Below are 19,367 nucleotides of genomic sequence, written 5' to 3' on the forward strand. Positions count from 1 at the left end.
GACGCTGTTTTTTTTACAGAGTCAAAATTATCGGTCGCATATTAGAGATGCATTAATCAAAAATTAGAATTCAATTAAAAAGAAGTTTTAAAATTAAAATGCGATTAGAGAATCTTAAAGAAAGATTAAAATGGTTAAATTTTGTACATCGGTATGTTAATTTGAACTGTGGTTCCTTGATTTTGAATGGATTTTACCTCAATTTCACCGCGATGCATTCGGATGATATTTCGAGTTAAAGGCAGACCGATTCCAAATCCTTCATAGTTTTTGGTGTTGGATGCCCTAAAAAAAGGGTCGTAAATGAATTTTAATTCAGATTCCGGAATTCCAATTCCTAAATCCTTCACTACCACAAATACGTGATTTTCTGAAGCTCCCAAAGCTACGCTTACCGTTTGATGATTGGAGTATTTACACCCATTATTAATGATGTTACTAAAAGCTAAATGTAGGAGTTGTTCGTTTCCGTTTACTTTAATCATGTTGGGGTTTTCAGGGAGCATACTCATGTCAAGATGCACTTTATTATCTTGATTGATTTTTTCTAATGTTTCTTTTACATCCATCAAAAGTTGGTCTATTCTTATTTTTTCAAACTTCTGAGTTTTACCATTAAAACCCGTTTGTGCCAAAAAGAGTAAAGCTCTGGTTTTATTTTCAAGTTTTTCGGCTTCTACCAACATAATTTTAATGGCTTCTTGGTATTCTTCCTGGCTTCTCGTTTTTGATAAAACTACATCAGCTTCACCAATAATTGCTGTAAGGGGAGTTCGCAATTCATGAGAAGCATTACTTATGAAATTATTTTGAGTTTCGAAGGAAGTTTCTATTCGATCAAGCATCGTATTAAAGGTAACCGCCAATTCGTTTAACTCGTCATTTTTGGTTGTGGTGTCAAGTCTTAAGTGGAGATTTTCTGAACTAATGTCGTTTACTTTTTCGGTCATTTTTCTCATGGGTTTAAATATGTATTTAGAGAAATACAAAGACAAAAGTGCCGATATCACAAAAGCGGCTAAAATGGAGAAAAATAAAGTACGTTTTAAAAAGGCAGAGTGATGGTGTTCGTAATAATTTTCTGCAGAAGCAACCACGATGAATGGTCCTTTAGAGCTATTGTATAAAATTCCTTTGTAAAAAAAGTTGTCTTTTTTAAAATCTGATTTTCCGTTTTCTATAACTTTTTGAAAAAAAGATAAAGGCAGGCCTAGTAATTTAGATTCGTCATAGAATGTTTCTACTTCTTCCAAAGGGAAAAAATAATCTTTTTCTTGTGGGAGTTTTTCAAAAAACTGATCTCGAAGTTCTTTTATTTCTCTACTATGAGATGCCGAGTTGTTGTCAAGTTCAATTTTTGCTGCTGTAAGGGCTCGAATTTCAAGTAGTCTAAAAAAATCATTGTGTGAATAATTCAAGAACGAGTAATATACAAATCCGCTGAACAATGAAAGTACAATCAAAAAAGGAATCAGATAAAGTAAGGTAGTTTTGGTTTGTGTTTTCATGATTTAATTCTCTTTCATTACATAACCCATTCCAATAACGGTGTGAATCAACTTGTTTTCTGAATTGGAATCAATTTTTTTTCTTAAGTAATTTACATAAACATCTACAACATTGGTTCCCATATCAAAATTTACGCCCCATACCGCATCTAAAATTTCACCTCTAGAGAGTACTTTTTGGTTGTTTTTTAGGAAAAAAAGCAACAATTTGTATTCTGTGGTTGTCAATGAAATGGTTTCACCTTTTCGGGTAACTGTTTTGGTATAATCATTAACGGCCAAGTCATCAATGCTATAAACATATTCTTCTTGTATCTCGGGAGTACCATTTGTGTTTTCTGTGCGTCTCAATAGCGTTTTGATACGTGCCAAAAGTTCAATAAATTTGAAAGGCTTTACCAAATAATCATCGGCACCAGATTCCAAGCCCAAGACAATATTCTCTGAAGTTCCCAAGGCTGTCAAAAATAAAATTGGTATTTGGCAGTTTGTTTTTCTAATTTCTCTACAAACTTCCAGGCCGTTCATTTCCGGTAACATAATGTCCAAAATTATGCAGTCAAAGTTGTTGTTTTGATGAAGCATTAAACCGGATTTGCCATCCAAAGCCACGGTAACTTCATAGCCTTCTTCTGTCAAGCCTTTTTTTATAAATGAAACAACATGAACTTCGTCTTCAACTAGGAGTATTTTTTTCATTTGTGTGAATATCAAGATCACAAATTACGAAAATTTATTGGGTGTGAAGGTTAAAATAGGATTAGAAATCCTAGTTACTTGTAAATTTTTCCGGAACAATGGTCGTTTTTTGCACCTGTGACACTGCTTAAAACATTGACTTCATTTCGCAATCGTAAAACACCCAATAAACCAAAAATCAATGCTTCTTTAAATTCTAAGGTTTTTAAATCAGGAACAACGATTTCTATTTCCGATAAATAGTATTTCATTCGCTCCAGCAAAAAAAGATGATAGGCACCACCGCCGGTAACCAACATTTTTCCTGATTTTTTTGGCAAAGCCAAACCAATTTGAAGAGCTATATGTTCAATAAATGTAGCTAATTTATCTTCGATCGAAATTGAAAATTCTTCCATCAAAGGTAGGGCTGTGCCGTTTACAAATTCCATTCCCAATGATTTTGGATATTTTGTTTGATAAAATTCAATTTGATTTAATTTTTCTAATAAAACCGTATTGATTTTTCCCAAACGAGCTACTTTGCCTTTATCATCATAATCAAAACCCATTTGATTGGCATAAAAATTTAGAACCGTATTTACAGGTGAAATGTCAAAAGCAATTCGTTTTCCGTTTTCTTCAAAAGAAACATTCGAAAATCCACCTAAATTCAAACAATAATCGTATTCAGAAAATAACATCCTGTCACCAATCGGAACTAGCGGAGCTCCTTGACCACCCAATTCCACATCTTGAACTCTGAAATCGCATACTACAGTTTGGTTCGTAATAGTCGCGATTTCGGGTAAATTCCCAATTTGTAACGTCAATCCGTTTTGAGGTTGATGCAAAATCGTGTGACCATGACTACACACTGCGTCTAGGTTTTGAAGTGAATTTTCTTGAACGAAATCGCATGTAATTTTGCCTAAATATTGGGTATAATCATTGTTGAGATTTTGCAATTCTTCATTCGAATAATGTAAGGCATGCTTCAATTTGTTTAACCAATGATTAGGGTATGAAACCGTTTGACAATTCCCAATTTGATAGTTCCAAACGCCGTTTTCAACCGAAAAATAAAGGTGAGCTAAATCAATTCCGTCGAGCGAAGTACCGCTCATGACACCAACAACTTGATAGGATTCTTTAAACATGGCTTAAAAATACGAAAACGTTTGAGAATTAGTGGTAATTGTACTATTTTTGCCCTCAAATTTATAAAAACAAACCTTCAAATTAACAGATATGGATTTCAATCTTACCGAAGAACATTTGATGATTCAACAAGCAGCCAGAGATTTTGCTCAACAAGAATTATTACCCGGCGTAATTGAACGCGACGAACATTCTAAATTTCCTACCGAACAAGTGAAAATGATGGGCGAATTAGGATTCATGGGAATGATGGTTGATCCAAAATACGGTGGTGCCGGATTAGACAGTGTTTCGTATGTTTTGGCGATGACCGAAATTGCCAAAGTAGATGCTTCGGCAGCGGTAATCATGTCGGTAAACAATTCATTGGTTTGTGCCGGAATGGAAAAATATTGTTCTGAAGAACAAAAAATGAAATATTTAGTGCCTTTAGCCAAAGGGGAAGTAATTGGTGCATTTTGTTTGTCAGAACCGGAAGCCGGAAGTGATGCAACTTCGCAGAAAACAACCGCTATCGACAAAGGTGATTATTATTTGCTAAACGGAACCAAAAACTGGATTACCAACGGCGGAACGGCTTCTACTTATCTAGTTATCGCTCAAACGGATATTGAAAAAGGCCACAAAGGAATCAACGCGTTTATAGTAGAAAAAGGTTGGGCAGGTTTTGAAATTGGTCCCAAAGAAAAGAAAATGGGAATCCGAGGAAGTGATACCCATTCCTTGATGTTCACGGATGTGAAAGTGCCTAAAGAAAACAGAATTGGAGTAGACGGATTTGGGTTTGCTTTTGCCATGAATGTTTTGAACGGAGGAAGAATCGGAATTGCGTCACAAGCATTAGGAATTGCTACAGGTGCTTATGAATTGGCTTTAAAATATTCGCAAGAGCGTAAAGCATTTGGGAAAGAAATTTTCAAACACCAAGCTATTGCTTTTAAATTGGCCGATATGTATGTAAAAATTACAGCAGCTAAATTATTGGTAATGAAGGCCGCTTGCGAAAAAGACGAGGGGAAAGACATTGCCCATTCCGGTGCGATGGCCAAATTATACGCATCTGAAATTGCCTTAGAAGTAGCCAATGAAGCGGTTCAAATTCATGGTGGAAACGGTTATGTAGCCGAATACCATGTAGAACGAATGATGCGTGATTCTAAAATCACTCAGATTTACGAAGGAACTTCCGAAATTCAACGCATAGTGATTTCGAGAGGTTTGGTGTAAAAATTTTTCACAAATCAACATATTTTAAAACCCTTTGAGTGCTATCTTAAAGGGTTTTTGTATTTTTAGCACTTATAAAAAAAGGTATGAAAAACATCATTATTACCGGAACATCTCGTGGCATTGGATTGGAACTGGCTTTACAATTTGCGAATGAGGGTCATCAGGTTTTGGCCATTTCCCGAAAAACGCCAAAAGAGTTATTGGAAAATTCCAATATAACTTGTCTTTCCGTTGATTTATCAGATGAAAAAGGATTGCATCAAGTAACCGATTTTTTGTCGCAAGCTTGGAAAAAAGTGGATATAGTTATTCACAATGCCGGAAGTTTGGTACTCAAACCTTTTTCGCAACTCACCCAGTCCGATTTTGAAAAAGTATATCAAGTGAATGTATTTGCTGTGGCAAATTTAACCCGAGTTTGTTTACCTTTTATGCAAAAAGGCGGTCATGTGGTTACGATTAGTTCTATGGGAGGCATTCAAGGAAGCATGAAATTTTCCGGTTTGGCAGCCTATTCTTCCAGTAAAGGAGCGGTGATTACGTTATCGGAATTATTGGCAGAAGAATACAAAGAACAAGGCATCTCCTTTAATGTTTTGGCATTAGGAGCCGTTCAAACTGAAATGTTACAAGAAGCTTTTCCGGGTTATCAAGCTCCACTTTCTGCCAAAGAAATGGCCGATTATATTTATGATTTTTCGTTAAACGGAAATAAATATTTTAACGGAAAAGTGTTGCAAGTAAGTTCTTCAACACCGTAATTATTTCAACAATTAAATGAGCGTAGTCCTCTTAAAATATCTCCCCGAACACGCAGTCGAACCGGTTTTTGAGTTAATCAAAACCCATTCCGTTCATTTGAAAATTGTAAATGAACGGGTGACTCGTCATGGCGATTATAGAAGACATCCTTCCGGAAAACATCAAATTACGGTGAATGCCAATCTGAATAAATACCGTTTTCTGATTACGCTGGTGCATGAAATAGCTCATTTAGCTGCTTTTGAAAAATATGGCAGAAACATAAAACCACATGGAAATGAATGGAAAATTACGTTTCAACGCTTGATGATTCCGTTTATTCGGCCGGAAATTTTTCCGAATTCGGTTTTGCCTTTGGTGGCCAATCATTTTCGAAATCCAACGGCCAGTAGCGATACCGATGCCCGATTGGCTTTTGCATTAAAGCAATTTGACGAACGAAAACCGGATATTCATTTTATGCACGAAGTGCCTTCCGGTAGTTTTTTTAGAATTAAAAACGGAAGAGTTTTTCAAAAAAAAGGACTTAGGGTTAAACGTTATGAATGTCTCGAAGTACAAACCGGAAAGTTATATTTGTTTAATGCCAATGCTGAGGTGGAGATTATTCCGGGTTGATTTATTAACGATTGAAGATTAACGATTTATGATTTTAGAATTGCTTAAAAACAAATCTTATTTTTTCTTGCTTTTGGCAGTAATTTCATTTTTGATTTTGTCTTTTATAGTAGATAAAAAGGAAACATTGGATTTTAATGTTCATGATACTTATTATGTAATTACTTTTCAGCATGCTTATATATTATTGTGTTTGATATTTTTCATTACAGGATTGATATACTTCTTTTTTATTTTTTTTGAAATTCAATTCATTTCAATACTCTCCTTAATTCATGTTTATGGTTCGTTGATTTTTTTAGGAATTTTTTTCTATTATTTAGGTAAAATAAATTCATCTTCCATTTTTGATTCTATTGATTACAATTTAAGAGCTATAATTTCATTATTAATTTTTGTTGGATTGCAATTCTTGATTGTATTTAATCTTTTAATTTCAATCATTAAAAAACTCAGCATCTCAGCCACTCAGTAACTCAGCAACTTTACTATATTTGTAAAAACTTAGTAACTTAGAGTCTCAACAACTCAGCAACTCATACAATGAATAAAAATTATTACGCAATACTAATGGCCGGAGGAGTAGGTTCCCGTTTTTGGCCAGTAAGCACAACCGAATTTCCGAAACAATTTCACGATATGTTGGGTTCGGGTGAAACGTTAATTCAAAAAACGTTCAGTCGGTTATCCAAATTAATTCCAACTGAAAACATTCTAATTTTAACTAATGAAAGGTACAATGATTTGGTTTTAAAACAATTACCTTTGGTAAGACCAGAGCAAGTTTTGTTGGAACCCGTTATGCGAAACACAGCTCCTTGTATTTTATATGCGTCTTTAAAAATTAAAAAAATGAATCCCGATGCCGTGATGGTTGTGGCTCCAAGTGATCATTGGATTGAAGATGAAACCGCTTTTGTTTCAAATTTGCAACAATGTTTTGAGTATTGTCAGAACGAAAATGCATTGATGACGTTAGGCATTCAACCCACTTTTCCCAATACCGGTTTTGGATATATCGAATTTGACAAATCTGATTCAAATCCAATTAAAAAAGTAAATCAGTTTCGTGAAAAACCCGATTATGCTACTGCAAAATCGTTTCTGGAAAGTGGAAATTTCCTTTGGAATGGCGGTATTTTCATTTGGTCAGTCCAATCAATTACGGAAGCTTTTGCAGCTTTTCAACCGCAAATGAATCAATTGTTTTCAGAAGGTTTTGAAGCATACAATACTTCAAATGAAATGCAGTTTATCAATAAGAATTATGCGAATGCCGAAAATATTTCCATCGATTATGCCATTTTAGAAAAAGCTAAAAATGTATATGTTTTACCGGCAACTTTCGATTGGAATGATCTAGGAACTTGGGGTTCATTGCATGAAAAATTAGGTAAAGACGAACAAAATAACGCTGTTGTCAATGCAAAGGTTTTACTTGAGAATGCGTCAAATAATATTATTCGTACCGAAGGTAAAAAAGTTGTTGTGATTGATGGTTTGAACGATTATATTATTGTAGATCAGGGAAATATTTTGTTGATTTATCCTAAAAATAAAGAACAAGAAATAAAAAAAATAACTTCTAAATTATCTTTTTCAGAAAGTTAAATAGACGTTAAACTCAATGAGATAGTTTTCCTGTTTTAACAAAATAAGTACTTTACCACAAAATAGAAACTTGTATGATTCCACTACTAGGCATAGATTTTACCTTACCGCTCAAAAACCCGGTGTTGTTATTTTCATTACTACTGTTCATTATTTTATTTGCTCCAATTCTTTTAAATAAATTAAGAATTCCGCATTTAATAGGGTTAATTATTGCCGGAGCCTTAATTGGACCTAATGGTTTCAATCTTATTGCTCGAGATATGAGTATTATATTATTTGGAACCGTTGGCTTACAGTATATTATGTTCTTGGCAGGTTTAGAAATTGATTTGGCCGAATTTAAAAAGAACAGTGGTAAAAGTCTCGTTTTTGGATTGCTAACCTTTTCTATTCCCATGGCAATAGGAACCCTTGCCGGATATTACGTTTTAGAGTTTTCTCTTCCCACTTCCGTTTTGTTAGCCAGTATGTTTGCTTCACATACGTTGATAGCCTACCCTATAGTAAGTAAGTTGGGTGTAGCCAAAAACAGAGCCGTAAACGTTACAGTGGGTGGAACAATGATAACCGATACGCTTGCTCTATTGGTTTTAGCTGTTATAGCCGGAATGCAAGTAGGTGAGATTAATCAGGAGTTTTGGATTCGTTTGGGAGTTTCGGTTGTTGTTTTTGGGCTGGTAGTTATGCTGGTCTTTCCGCTAATAGGGAGATGGTTTTTTAAACGATTTGATGATAATATTTCCCAATACATTTTTGTATTGGCGATGGTTTTTTTGGGATGTACATTAGCAGAATTAGCCGGAATTGAAGCGATTATTGGAGCGTTCTTAGCCGGTTTGGCTTTAAACCGACTTATCCCGCACACCTCTCCTTTAATGAACCGGATTGAGTTTGTTGGAAATGCTTTATTTATACCTTTTTTCCTTATTGGGGTGGGTATGCTTATAGATTATAAAGCTTTCATTAAAGATTGGAATACCCTCCAAGTAGCGGGAATTATGACTGCTTGTGCTATTTTAGGTAAATATATTCCGGCTTGGATAACTCAAAAAATATTTGGTTACTCACGAGATGAACGCAGATTGATTTTCGGTTTGAGTAATGCTCAAGCCGCGGCTACTCTGGCAGCCGTTTTGGTTGGATTTAATATTATTGTAGATTACAAGCCTGTAAATTCTTATGAAGAAGTACACTTGAAAAGTAATAAGTTAACCACAGAGGATAATTCACAAATTGTTTTTTCTAATTTTCAAAAGGGAGATTATCCAAAGGTGGGTTCTGAAGCTTTGGTTCAAAATTTACCCGCAAACGGAAATTATAAGTTGAGTGACAAAACAGAAATGAAATTTGTTCAAGGCAAATTAGCAGAAATCAGAATTCCGAATCGACTTTTAAATGAAAATGTTTTAAACGGAACCATTTTGATGATTTTGATAACATGTACAATAGCTTCCTTTGTTGCTCAAAAAGGAGCTTATAATTTAGCTTTGGCAGAGGACAACGAAGAGGAATCTGATGATGTAAATACTGTGGAGAGCGATGAAAAGATTTTGATTCCGATGAAGAATATGGAAACTGTTGATGAACTTATAAATTTGGCAGTAACCATTAAATCCAAGAAAAATAAAAACGGTCTCTTTGCTTTAAATGTTATTAGTAACAATGCCACCTCTTCCGGATTGGAAAATAAAGCAAAGAAAATTGTAGATCGTGCAGCGGTTGTGGCTTCGGCAACAGATAATCAACTCAATATGTTGATGCGATACGATTTGAATATTTTAAATGGTGTAGCAAGTGTTGTAAAAGAACACAAAATTTCAGATATTATATTAGGACAAACCGAAACTTTAGGCTCGTCAGATTCTTTATATGGCCCATTAACAGATGGAATTTTAGCCAAAGCTAATACAACTACGTTTATATACAAGTCTGTACAACCATTGGCTACAATCAAGCGTTTTATTGTAGTTATTCCTGAACGTGCAGAGAGAGAAATAGGTTTTCCGTTTTGGTTGTTGAAAATCTGGAATTTAGGAAAAAATACGAGTTCCAAAATTGTTTTTTACGGTTCTGAAACTACTATAAATTTAATTAAAGACATCCATGCAAAGCATCCGGTAGAAGCCGAGTTTAATTTGTTTTCTGATTGGGACGACTTTTTAATTTTGTCTCGCAATATTAATAAAGATGATGCTTTAGTGGTCATAATGAGTAGAAAAATGAATTTGTCTTTCAATCCCATTATGAACAATATTCCAAACTATATGAATAAGTATTTTGATAAAAATAATGTCTTGTTAATTTATCCTTTACAATCTTCATTCTCAGATACTAAGTTGGATTTGAAGAATCCCGGTGCTTTGGATACATTTACCGAAAATTTAGAACGTTTAGATGAGGTTCGTAAATTAATTGGGAAGCTCTTTAAGAAAAAGTAATTGTGTTAAATAAGAAGTTGAATTGAAGTATTTGCATTTTTTTTCTTACTTTTCAAAATATATTTAAAAAAAGTACGATGAAAAAAAAGCTACTCTTATTACGAAATTTCTTGTTTTTACTTTTTTTTCATCTTTGTTGTAGTCATCATTCTTTAGCTCAACTCAATGATTTTACACTTCAAGTTACTCCCACAAACGAAACCTGTACTGCAAATGGAACCCTAACTTTTTCGGTTTCCGGAATTACAACAGGGGCCAATGTAACTTACTCTGTTTATAAATTACCCGATTTAATTACCCCTATAGCTGTTTTAAATGCAACAACTTTGAGTGGCTTAACTTCTGGCACATACACTGTTATAGCTACTCAAACTTTGGGAGCATTAAGTAACTCCAGAGTACAAAATGCTGAAATACAAGATGTAAGAACGTTGCTCACCTATCAATTGATTGGACAAAATGAAGTTTGTGGTTATGATGGTGTAATTCGAGTCAATGTTCTCACTGGCACAGCATTATCTTACGAAATTGTCACCGGTCCTGTAACTGCTCCTTCACAAACCAGTAATGAGTTTACCGGTTTAACAGGAGGAACTTACGTAATTAGAGTATTTGATGCTTGTGGAGATGCCACAGTTCAAACCTTCAACTTGTTTACTACATCAACAAGCTTAACAGTTAGAGTAGATTCAATAGCAGAATGGTTAAACTGTACCTCATCTACCGTTTCACTAACTGTTTTGAGAGGGAATGGTATTATTATTTATCCGCTAACGATACAGTTTATTATAAATCCTCCTAATACCGCTCAAATTATTTCTAATCAAACCTTAAATTCAGGCTTTGTTGATGATTTGATAATTGTTCAAGGGTATCAAATTTATGAGGGTGAGACTTATAATTATTCTTATACCATTACAGATGCATGTGGAAATGAAGTCACAGGAAATGGGACGTTGGGTCATTCTAATCCTTCACCTTCAGTAGTATTACTTGATCGAAATTGTGAAGAAATTTCATATTATATTGAACATGCTCAAAGTGCAACAATTATAAGTGCTCCTGCCAATTATTTGTCTAATTCAATTCCCTATGTAATGCCTATTGGAAGTATTGGATATCCAGTTACCGGTTTTTTAGTTCCGGGTTTATATGTAATTTCAGGAATAGATATATGTGGAAATGAATTTCAACGATCAATTCAAGTTGAAATTAGTGATCCGGATCCGCCGGCAGCCAGAGAAATTGATTCGGCTTGTGAGGGAAAATCGTATATTATTGATGGGGCCGTAAGTGCAACAATTATTAGTGCTCCCATTTCATACACTTTGAACAGCATTCCTTATGTTTTACCCATACAGACCAATGCAGGTCCTATTACGGGATTTTTATCTCCCGGAATTTATACGGTTTTAGTAACAGACAGTTGTGATAACGAATTTGAAATATTCATAGATGTTGGCAACCCAAATGCAGTGCAACCCATAGTTTTTGTAATTGAAGGTTGCGAAGTAGGTTTTGGATCTCTAAATCTGAATGGGTTAAATTCATTCCAATTGGCGGTTTTAATAGAAGCTCCAGCAAGTTTTCCTTTTCCAATTCCTTATGATGTAAGTTCAAGTATTAATGGAAATGGAGATTTAATACTAACAAGTTTACCTGCCGGAAATTATGTTTTTGAGTGGGTAGATATTTGTGGAGCTCAATCTTCCAGCCAAGTTACCATACAAGGCTATTCATTTTCAACCCAAGTAGACGTTTTAGAAAATTGTGGTTCATTTGATTTAGGGTTGTATCATACCAGTAATAATTTTGCAGCCCCATCCTTCTGGTTGCAAAAATACAATCCGATAACCGGAACTTGGGGGCATCCACTTACCGGAGTGGTGTATGTAGATGGCGAACAATTGACCGCAACAAACTCAATAAATTTGATGAATAACACCATTAATTACAACTTGTCTTTTTTTGGACAATTTCGAATCATGAAACGGTATCAAGTAGTGAGTAATGGAAGTATGGCTCAATATTGTAATGAGTTTTTATACGAGTTTGAATTTACCGGATTACCTCAAATTAATTCCATATTGAGTTTTTCTTGTGGTAATAATTTGAGAGATGTTATTGTAGATGCTTCAGGAATACCTCCTTTGATTTACAGAATTACAGAGAAAAACGGCAGCCCTTTTCTTATTGAAAATGGTACTTCCAACACTTTTTTGTCACTTGAAACCGGAATATATAATTTCCAAATTGAAGATACGTGTGGAAGTTTAAGAAATGGGGTTTTTGAAATTTCTGAATCTATAGCTTTAGAAATAGTTCCTTCTTCTGTATGTGTTGGCGAAACGGTAACGCTATCAACTCCAAGTTTTCCTTTTCTAAACTATCAGTGGTGGCTTAATGACAATTCTTCTGTTATTATAAGCACTTCAAGCACGTTAGAAATTCCAAATTATACTCCTTTACTTCACAATGGTGTTTATCATGTTTTGATAACCAATCCAAATAATCCAAGTAGTTGTATTAACTTAGAGTTAGAATTTGAAATTAATTCAACAGATCAATTACCGGAAGCAGGCGAGGGTACAAATGGTTCATTTTGCGGTCCGCAAGGTACTTTGGACTTGTTTACGTTTTTAACCGGGTCATTTTCTTTAACCGGTGTTTGGACTGAAATTACATCAAGCGGGATGCTTTCGAATAATCAATGGGATACATCAAATTTGAATTCCGGTGAGTATAGGTTTCGCTATAGGGTAGAAGGTAATTGCGATAGTTTTGATGAAACATTTGTAAGTCTAACCCTTTTTGAAATACCAGAGAGTCCAATTGCGTCTGTAGATTCTATACTATGCGAAAGTAATTCTCTTCAACTGTATGCTACTTCAATTCAGAATGCGGTTTATCAATGGGTTGGACCTAATGGCTTTTCATCAAATGAACAAAACCCAATAATCAGTTCTATTTCATCCTTTCATAACGGAGTTTATTCGGTTTTTGTAGAATTAAACGGATGCCCTTCTTCTGTGTCCAATGTTGAAGTTCTTGTGAATGAAATTCCTGAGTTTAGTCTTGAAAGTCTTTGTATTACTGATCGAATGACAATAACGGCAACTCCTTTAAACTCCTCCAGTGGAGGAGAGTTGACTTATTCCTGGACAGGTCCGAATGGGTATTCTAGTTCTCAAAACCCCATTGATATTACTGGATTGCCTGTAGGAACTTATTCTCTGATTTTAACTAATGAATGGGGATGTTCGTCCGAAGATTCTATAGATGTGACGCGAACCATTTGTACCATTCCCAAAGGACTTTCACCCAATGGAGACGGGCTTAATGATTCTTTTGATTTAACAAATTTAGGTGATAATCTGAAAGTAAAAATTTACAATCGTTATGGAATGGTTGTATATGAGCTCAATGGTTACGTAAATCAATGGAGAGGTCAGGACATGAAAGGAAACATATTACCTAGTGCTACATACTATTATTATGTTGAATTTGAAACAGGTGAAGGGAAAACCGGTTGGGTTTATCTTTCCCATGAAAAATAAATTACAATAAATCGTTGTTTTGGGCTTTTCGGATTTTTTTAAACAAATTTGACGAATACACAAAGTCAACAATGGCTTCGTTATCGGTTTTAAATATTTCGTCTTTGGTTCCTTTCCAAGCTAAAACTCCTTTTTTTAGGAAAATTATTTTTTCACCAATTTCCATAACCGAGTTCATGTCATGGGTGTTAATTACCGTTGTAATGTTATATTCTTGGGTAATTTCTTGTATTAAATTATCAATTACAATAGCTGTTTTAGGGTCTAAACCCGAATTGGGTTCGTCGCAAAACAAATACTTCGGATTGTTAACGATGGCTCTTGCAATGGCAACTCTTTTTTGCATTCCACCCGAAATTTCAGAAGGTTTTTTTTGATGAGCACCTTCCAGATGTACCCGGTCTAGAACAAAGTCAACACGTTCCTTAATTTCGGCATCGGTTTTTTGAGTAAACATTCGAAGTGGAAATCCAACATTCTCGGCTACAGTCATACTGTCAAATAAAGCACTGCCTTGGAAAACCATGCCAATTTCTGTGCGAAGAGCTCTTTTTTCGTCGGGATCTAATTCGGAATAAATTCTTCCGTCAAACGAAATAGTTCCTGCATCAGGAGTGTGAATACCCAGTAATGATTTTAATAAAACGGTCTTTCCGGATCCACTCTGACCAATAATTAAGTTGGTTTTTCCGGCATCAAAAACACATGAAATTCCTTTTAAAACCTGAACTCCATCAAACGACTTTTCAATATTTTTTATTTCTATCATTTGCTCAAGAGTAATTGGGTTAAAATGTAGTTGGCAAGAATAATTACTACAGAGGTCCATACGAATGAAACTGTACTGGCCTTGCCTACTTCTAATGCTCCGCCTTTCATATAAAAACCATGGTAGGAGGGTATAGTAGCCAAAATTAAGGCAAAAACAAATGTTTTTATAAATGCATAGGTAACATGAAAAGGGGTGAATTCTGTTTGAAGACCTTGAATAAATTCATCACTCGAAGTGAATCCTCCATAAACACCGGCAATCCAACCTCCTAAAACCCCTAAAAACATACTTAATCCAATTACAAAAGGATAAAAGAAAAGAGCTATAATTTTAGGGAAAACCAAATAATTTAAGGAGTTAACACCCATTACTTCCAAAGCATCGATTTGCTCTGTTACTCGCATGGTTCCAATGCTGGAGGTTATAAACGAACCCACTTTTCCGGCCATGATTATAGAAATAAAAGTAGGTGCAAATTCTAATATTACCGATTGACGTGTAGCAAAACCTATTAAATATTTTGGGATAAGCGGATTGGTAAGGTTTAACGCTGTTTGTATTGTAACAACACCACCTACAAAGAAGGATATAAATGCTACAATTCCCAGAGATCCAATAATAAGATCATCTATCTCTTTAAATATAAGATGTCTCATCACACTCCACTTTAGAGGTTTGTTAAAAACTTCTTTGAGCATCAAAAAGTAACGACCAATGTGAGTAAGCATTTTAATCATAAAGCAAAAATAGGAAAAAGTTTCGGCTTAGAGTTTGATTTTATTTGGAATTAGAATAGTTTCTCCCGCATTTTTCTCCAACGATAATTTTGAATAAATCTAGCTTGTTCAGCAGTAACCAAAAGTGGTTTGTGGGCACTTTTAGCTTTCCAATATCCTTTTAGATAATCCACAAATAATAACGGTTTTTTCTTGAGCCCAGCTAATTTTAACGAAGCAATTGCTGTAATCCAAAAACCATAACCCAAACGGTAAAAAGCTTCGCCTTGTTTGAATCGTGCGGCTTTATTGTAATTGGCTCCAGTGGGTTTGAGGTGTTTTACGTGTAAGGTTTCGTTGGTTACCACTTTCCAGTTGTAAAATTTACAAAGTAATTCGTCCACGGTATCCCAGCCCATTTCGGGTTTTAAGCCCCCAATTTGTTTGAAAGTTTCTTTTCTGTAGGCTTTTAAGGCTCCACGAATGTGGTCTTTGTCCGTTAGGCTTTCCAGAATCCATTCACCGTTTTTTTCGATGTAACAAAATCCACCTGCCATTCCAACTTGAGCATCAGATTCAAAATGGGTAGAAATCGTTTCAAAATAATGGGGAGGAAAAATCAAATCGGCATCGGCTTTTACGATAAAATCATACTGATCATCAAGGGTTTCTAATCCTTTGTAGAATGCTTGAATTACTTTGCTTCCCGGAAGATGAATCGCTTCGGAAGTTTGGTTTACCAATGAAATAAATGAATATTTGTCAACAAATGATTGTACAATTTCTCTTGTTTTATCCGTAGAACCATCATTCACCACTACCACTTTTGTAGGCAAAACGGTTTGCTCCACCAGCGATTGTAAGGTTAGTGCAATGCATTTTTCTTCATTGAAAGTAGGGATGATGATGTAGTACTTCATTGAATAAATCTCAATCAAAAATTAATTATTTAAACGATACATGATTTTTTGAGTTATAGGAAGACAATCTGTTTCTAAACCATTATTTTGGATGTATTTGATTTGGACTTTACTTAAATCCTCTGCCAATCGAATTGCAATTGTATATTCTTCTGCTTCTTTGAAATATTCATTTACAAAGTAGCCTCCTTCATCATCTTCATCAATTTCGCCGTCTAAATTCCAATTCTTGTTTACTGCAATTCCATAATATTCAGTATCACAGGGAAGAGTTTCTGTAATTAAATGAAATTCAATAGTTTTGGAGTCAACTATATTGATGCCCACTATTTGGTGAGAATTTGTATCTGAAAATTTGAATTGATACGAGAATTTTTTTTTAAATACATTTGAAGAGTCGATGTTGTTTTGGGTATGAGAATTTGCGTTGTCTCGAACTAAAATGTTTTCAGTGCCCAAATTCTCTTTCTTTTTACAACTCATAAAAGAAACAAAAAACAGCAAAAGAATTATTTTACAGTATTGCATTTGGTTAATTACTTTTCACGAATTACTAATCACTTTCTAACTGCATAAACTAAATAATACCGATTGGTAAAATACCGCAACAAAGGTCTGATACCTATTTTTTTGGTAGGATGCGTAAATTTTACACGATCTACAATGGTAAAGCCGTTTTTTTCTATCAACCAATCCAATTGCCAGTCTTCAAATTCGTGGTAATGACGATCCCACATATCGGTTTTACTTCTGTAAGCCGATGAAAACCAAAGGCGTAATGGAATGGAAATGAAAATTTTATCTGATTTTACGTTTTGTAAAACGGTGAATGGATTTAGTAAATGTTCGAATATTTCAAAAGCGGTTACTGTAGTATAATTTTCATTTTGCAAGGCGGATTGGTCGATGTCTAAATCTTCTCCGCTCGTGTTTTTTACCGTGAATCCATTTTGAATCATGATTTTGGAAAACGGATTTTCAACCCCTAAATCTAAAATGGTTTCCGATTTAGAAAGATGTTTTTCTAAAAACTCTAGTGTGATTTTAAATCGTTTATTGGGAAATGTTTTTTCGTACATGGTTTGGTTTTCGTGACACAAATGTACTAAATAATTTGTTGTTGGCACGTGGTAGCCCTGATTGAAGTGTAAAGCCTTGAGCTGCAAAAACTGATTTTTTCTTGCTGACCCAAAGCGACTCTAAGAAGCTCTTGGGACAGTTTAGAAAAAACAGTTTTTGCAAACAAGCTTGTAACGTAAAGCAGGATTGGCTTCCCAAAAATTACATTCTATACACAATTGCATTTATATTCATTCCGGCTCCAACTGAAGCAAAAAGAAGTACATCGCCTTTTGATATAGACTGGTTTTCGAGTTGGTTTTTGATGAGTAAATCGTATAGTGTAGGTACGGTAGCCACACTGGAATTGCCCAGTTTATGAATACTCATAGGCATCACACCTTCGGGAGGATTTTGTTTGTAATGTCTGTAAAACCTCTGAATGATGGCTTCGTCCATTTTTTCATTGGCTTGGTGAATCAAAACTTTTTTAACTTCTTGGATGGGAATGCCACTTTTTTCAAGGCAAGAAACCATGGCTTTGGGAACTTGACTTAAAGCAAATTCATAGATTTTCCGACCATGCATTTTGATATAGCGAACGTCTGGATGATGTTGATCATTAAACGACTTTCCAAAAAATAAAAAATAAGCTTCATCATAGGTAAATGTAGCGGTTTCATGTGCTAATATTCCACCATCCTCTTCTGTGGCTTCTATAATTGTTGCACCGGCACCATCCGAGTAAATCATAGAGTCGCGGTCGTGCATATCTACTACGCGAGATAAGGTTTCGGCACCAATCACCAAACATTTTTTAGCCATTCCGGCTTTGATGAAAGCTTGAGCTTGAATAACACCTTCCACCCAACCCGGACATCCAAAAAGCATATCGTAGGCCACACATTTGGGGTTTTTGATACGTAAATCAAATTTAACTCGAGTGGCCAAACTCGGTAGGATGTCGGTTTGTATCGCCCCTTTTTTCACGTTGCCAAAATTATGTGCAAAAATAATGTAGTCCAATGTTTCCGGGTCTATTTTGGCATCTTCGATGGCTTTTTTTGCCGCAATTGAAGCTATGTCAGACGTGTTTAAATCATCTGTTACGTAGCGTCTTTCTTCAATTCCGGTAATGTCTCTAAATTTTTCGGCAATTACTTCGTTGGGTTGCGGAAATGGAGTTCCGTCATCATTAAGAAAAACGTGTTTAGCAAAATCGATGTTGGTTACTACTTCGGTTGGAATGTAACTTCCGGAACCGGTTATTTTGATATTCATGGTAATGTAAAATTGACTCCTAAATTATTCAATTAAAACGATTAAAATGATTTAATTTTTATTTTAATTAAATTTTTGCGAATCCGTTTTATTTTCAATCTTTTTTTTATTGATTTTTAAATTTTTATCCTTTTTTTTGCGTTTGATTTTTTTTAATTTTTTTTACTAAAAATACTATGATAAGAAAATACATTTTTTTGTTGATTTTATTGAATTTTGGGATTAGTATATCGCAAAATGATTTGTGTTCAAATGCAATTGAATTAACTCCCAATTCAAATTGTATAAATACTTCCGGTAGTTTTAGTGGCTCAACTAACACCGGAACCACTACTTCATGTTTTGCGAATTCTCTTCAGGATGTTTGGTATAGTTTTGTGGCATCTGATCAAATGATGAGTATAACCCTTGTTAATCAGGCTAATATTAATTTGGGATTGGAAATCTTTACGGGTTCATGTTCTGGAACAAGTTTTGCTTGCGATAATAGCTCGAGTAGTCTTACAAGTGAATTTTATCAAAGCAATACTTTTACAGTTGGTCAAAGGTATTTTATTCGAGTGTTTCATGTAGGAACTTTTGCAATTTCCTCTAATTTTACCATTTGTATCCAAAATTATCCAACACCGGCAAACGATTTGTGTTCCGGAGCTATTGCATTAACACCCAATACGAATTGTGTTTCAACTTCAGGAACGTTTAGTGGTTCGAGTAATACCGGAACATCAACGACTTGTTTTGCGAATTCACTTCAGGATGTTTGGTATAGTTTTGTGGCTACCGATCCTACAATGAGTGTATCTGTAACCAATGGCGTGAATTTGAACTTAGGTTTTGAAATTATCACGGGTTCCTGTTCAGGAACGAGTTTTGTGTGTGACAACAGTTCAAGTAGCACCACTAATGAGTTTTATTTGAACAACAATTTTACGGTGGGTCAAACGTATTATGTGAGAGTTTTTCAAACGGAAGCTTCGCTAATCACATCGTTTTTCAATATTTGTATCCAAAATTATCCAACACCGGCAAACGATTTGTGTTCCGGAGCTATTG

The 19,367-nt window shown here is 34.9% G+C and carries 16 protein-coding genes; 7 read left to right on the plus strand and 9 right to left on the minus strand.

Translation table 11 applies throughout. The annotated features are described in order from the left end of the window. Positions 1-134 precede the first annotated feature (134 nt). From V7M80_RS09610 to V7M80_RS09620, 3 genes are all read right to left on the minus strand, one after another. The gene (locus V7M80_RS09610; RefSeq protein WP_333695694.1) at positions 135-1,508 is read right to left on the minus strand and encodes a sensor histidine kinase; all 1,374 of its coding nucleotides are present in this window, start codon (positions 1,506-1,508) and stop codon (positions 135-137) included. Between the two features lie 3 nt (positions 1,509-1,511). After that, positions 1,512-2,207: a response regulator transcription factor gene (locus tag V7M80_RS09615; RefSeq protein ID WP_333695695.1), complete on the minus strand. Its 696-nt coding sequence runs from the start codon at positions 2,205-2,207 to the stop codon at positions 1,512-1,514. Positions 2,208-2,281: 74 nt separating this feature from the next. Continuing rightward, a complete protein-coding gene (locus tag V7M80_RS09620) occupies positions 2,282-3,346 on the minus strand; it encodes an anhydro-N-acetylmuramic acid kinase (RefSeq protein ID WP_333695697.1) in 1,065 nt (354 codons plus the stop codon). Between the two features lie 91 nt (positions 3,347-3,437). On the opposite strand from V7M80_RS09620, the gene V7M80_RS09625 reads away from it, so the two are divergent. The 6 genes from V7M80_RS09625 (at position 3,438) to V7M80_RS09650 (ending at position 13,566) form a co-directional block, all read left to right on the plus strand. Beyond that, entirely contained in the window at positions 3,438-4,574 is a 1,137-nt protein-coding gene (locus V7M80_RS09625) for an acyl-CoA dehydrogenase family protein (protein WP_333695698.1), read from the plus strand. Positions 4,575-4,660: 86 nt separating this feature from the next. Next, the gene (locus tag V7M80_RS09630; protein ID WP_333695700.1) at positions 4,661-5,338 is read left to right on the plus strand and encodes an SDR family NAD(P)-dependent oxidoreductase; all 678 of its coding nucleotides are present in this window, start codon (positions 4,661-4,663) and stop codon (positions 5,336-5,338) included. A 16-nt stretch (positions 5,339-5,354) separates the two neighbouring features. After that, on the plus strand, positions 5,355-5,957 hold the full coding sequence (locus tag V7M80_RS09635; RefSeq protein WP_333695701.1) for a SprT-like domain-containing protein: 603 nt from the start codon (positions 5,355-5,357) through the stop codon (positions 5,955-5,957). A gap of 543 nt (positions 5,958-6,500) precedes the next feature. Then, entirely contained in the window at positions 6,501-7,568 is a 1,068-nt protein-coding gene (locus tag V7M80_RS09640; protein WP_333695702.1) for a mannose-1-phosphate guanylyltransferase, read from the plus strand. A 74-nt stretch (positions 7,569-7,642) separates the two neighbouring features. Continuing rightward, complete coding sequence (locus V7M80_RS09645; protein ID WP_333695704.1) at positions 7,643-10,009, plus strand: cation:proton antiporter; 2,367 nt, start codon at positions 7,643-7,645, stop codon at positions 10,007-10,009. A 77-nt stretch (positions 10,010-10,086) separates the two neighbouring features. Beyond that, positions 10,087-13,566, plus strand: a complete 3,480-nt coding sequence (locus V7M80_RS09650) for a gliding motility-associated C-terminal domain-containing protein (protein WP_333695706.1) — start codon at positions 10,087-10,089, stop codon at positions 13,564-13,566. Between the two features lies 1 nt (position 13,567). On the opposite strand, the gene V7M80_RS09655 is transcribed toward V7M80_RS09650, so the two are convergent. The 6 genes from V7M80_RS09655 to V7M80_RS09680 form a co-directional block, all read right to left on the minus strand. Further along, positions 13,568-14,335 (minus strand): ABC transporter ATP-binding protein, encoded by a 768-nt coding sequence (locus V7M80_RS09655; protein ID WP_333695708.1) that lies wholly within the window; start codon positions 14,333-14,335, stop codon positions 13,568-13,570. Beyond that, positions 14,332-15,075 (minus strand): MlaE family ABC transporter permease, encoded by a 744-nt coding sequence (locus tag V7M80_RS09660; RefSeq protein ID WP_333695709.1) that lies wholly within the window; start codon positions 15,073-15,075, stop codon positions 14,332-14,334. Before V7M80_RS09660 ends, V7M80_RS09655 begins: the two co-directional genes overlap by 4 nt. Before the next feature lie 50 nt (positions 15,076-15,125). Further along, positions 15,126-15,974 carry a glycosyltransferase gene (locus V7M80_RS09665; RefSeq protein ID WP_333695710.1) on the minus strand — a complete coding sequence of 283 codons (849 nt, stop codon included), beginning with the start codon at positions 15,972-15,974 and terminating at the stop codon, positions 15,126-15,128. 21 nt (positions 15,975-15,995) lie between these two features. Continuing rightward, positions 15,996-16,502, minus strand: coding sequence for a hypothetical protein (locus V7M80_RS09670; RefSeq protein WP_333695711.1), 507 nt, complete (start codon positions 16,500-16,502; stop codon positions 15,996-15,998). 29 nt (positions 16,503-16,531) lie between these two features. Beyond that, entirely contained in the window at positions 16,532-17,053 is a 522-nt protein-coding gene (locus tag V7M80_RS09675) for a methyltransferase (RefSeq protein WP_333695712.1), read from the minus strand. Positions 17,054-17,255: 202 nt separating this feature from the next. Beyond that, positions 17,256-18,314, minus strand: coding sequence for a 3-oxoacyl-ACP synthase III family protein (locus V7M80_RS09680; RefSeq protein ID WP_333695713.1), 1,059 nt, complete (start codon positions 18,312-18,314; stop codon positions 17,256-17,258). A 176-nt stretch (positions 18,315-18,490) separates the two neighbouring features. On the opposite strand from V7M80_RS09680, the gene V7M80_RS09685 reads away from it, so the two are divergent. Continuing rightward, on the plus strand, positions 18,491-19,367 hold an 877-nt coding region (locus V7M80_RS09685; protein ID WP_333695715.1), incomplete at its 3' end, for a hypothetical protein.

This window comes from Flavobacterium sp. (assembly GCF_036759525.1).
Classification (GTDB): Bacteria; Bacteroidota; Bacteroidia; order Flavobacteriales; family Flavobacteriaceae; genus Flavobacterium.

What these genes read in the sequence shown, in the direction of transcription:
- V7M80_RS09650 (WP_333695706.1), top strand. Translation starts at nt 10,087, where the DNA reads ATGAAAAAAAAGCTACTCTTATTACGAAATTTCTTGTTTTTACTTTTT.
- V7M80_RS09640 (WP_333695702.1), top strand. Translation starts at nt 6,501, where the DNA reads ATGAATAAAAATTATTACGCAATACTAATGGCCGGAGGAGTAGGTTCC.
- V7M80_RS09675 (WP_333695712.1), bottom strand. Translation starts at nt 17,053, where the DNA reads ATGTACGAAAAAACATTTCCCAATAAACGATTTAAAATCACACTAGAG.
- V7M80_RS09620 (WP_333695697.1), bottom strand. Translation starts at nt 3,346, where the DNA reads ATGTTTAAAGAATCCTATCAAGTTGTTGGTGTCATGAGCGGTACTTCG.
- V7M80_RS09670 (WP_333695711.1), bottom strand. Translation starts at nt 16,502, where the DNA reads ATGCAATACTGTAAAATAATTCTTTTGCTGTTTTTTGTTTCTTTTATG.
- V7M80_RS09645 (WP_333695704.1), top strand. Translation starts at nt 7,643, where the DNA reads ATGATTCCACTACTAGGCATAGATTTTACCTTACCGCTCAAAAACCCG.
- V7M80_RS09655 (WP_333695708.1), bottom strand. Translation starts at nt 14,335, where the DNA reads ATGATAGAAATAAAAAATATTGAAAAGTCGTTTGATGGAGTTCAGGTT.
- V7M80_RS09680 (WP_333695713.1), bottom strand. Translation starts at nt 18,314, where the DNA reads ATGAATATCAAAATAACCGGTTCCGGAAGTTACATTCCAACCGAAGTA.
- V7M80_RS09610 (WP_333695694.1), bottom strand. Translation starts at nt 1,508, where the DNA reads ATGAAAACACAAACCAAAACTACCTTACTTTATCTGATTCCTTTTTTG.
- V7M80_RS09615 (WP_333695695.1), bottom strand. Translation starts at nt 2,207, where the DNA reads ATGAAAAAAATACTCCTAGTTGAAGACGAAGTTCATGTTGTTTCATTT.
- V7M80_RS09635 (WP_333695701.1), top strand. Translation starts at nt 5,355, where the DNA reads ATGAGCGTAGTCCTCTTAAAATATCTCCCCGAACACGCAGTCGAACCG.
- V7M80_RS09625 (WP_333695698.1), top strand. Translation starts at nt 3,438, where the DNA reads ATGGATTTCAATCTTACCGAAGAACATTTGATGATTCAACAAGCAGCC.
- V7M80_RS09630 (WP_333695700.1), top strand. Translation starts at nt 4,661, where the DNA reads ATGAAAAACATCATTATTACCGGAACATCTCGTGGCATTGGATTGGAA.
- V7M80_RS09665 (WP_333695710.1), bottom strand. Translation starts at nt 15,974, where the DNA reads ATGAAGTACTACATCATCATCCCTACTTTCAATGAAGAAAAATGCATT.
- V7M80_RS09660 (WP_333695709.1), bottom strand. Translation starts at nt 15,075, where the DNA reads ATGATTAAAATGCTTACTCACATTGGTCGTTACTTTTTGATGCTCAAA.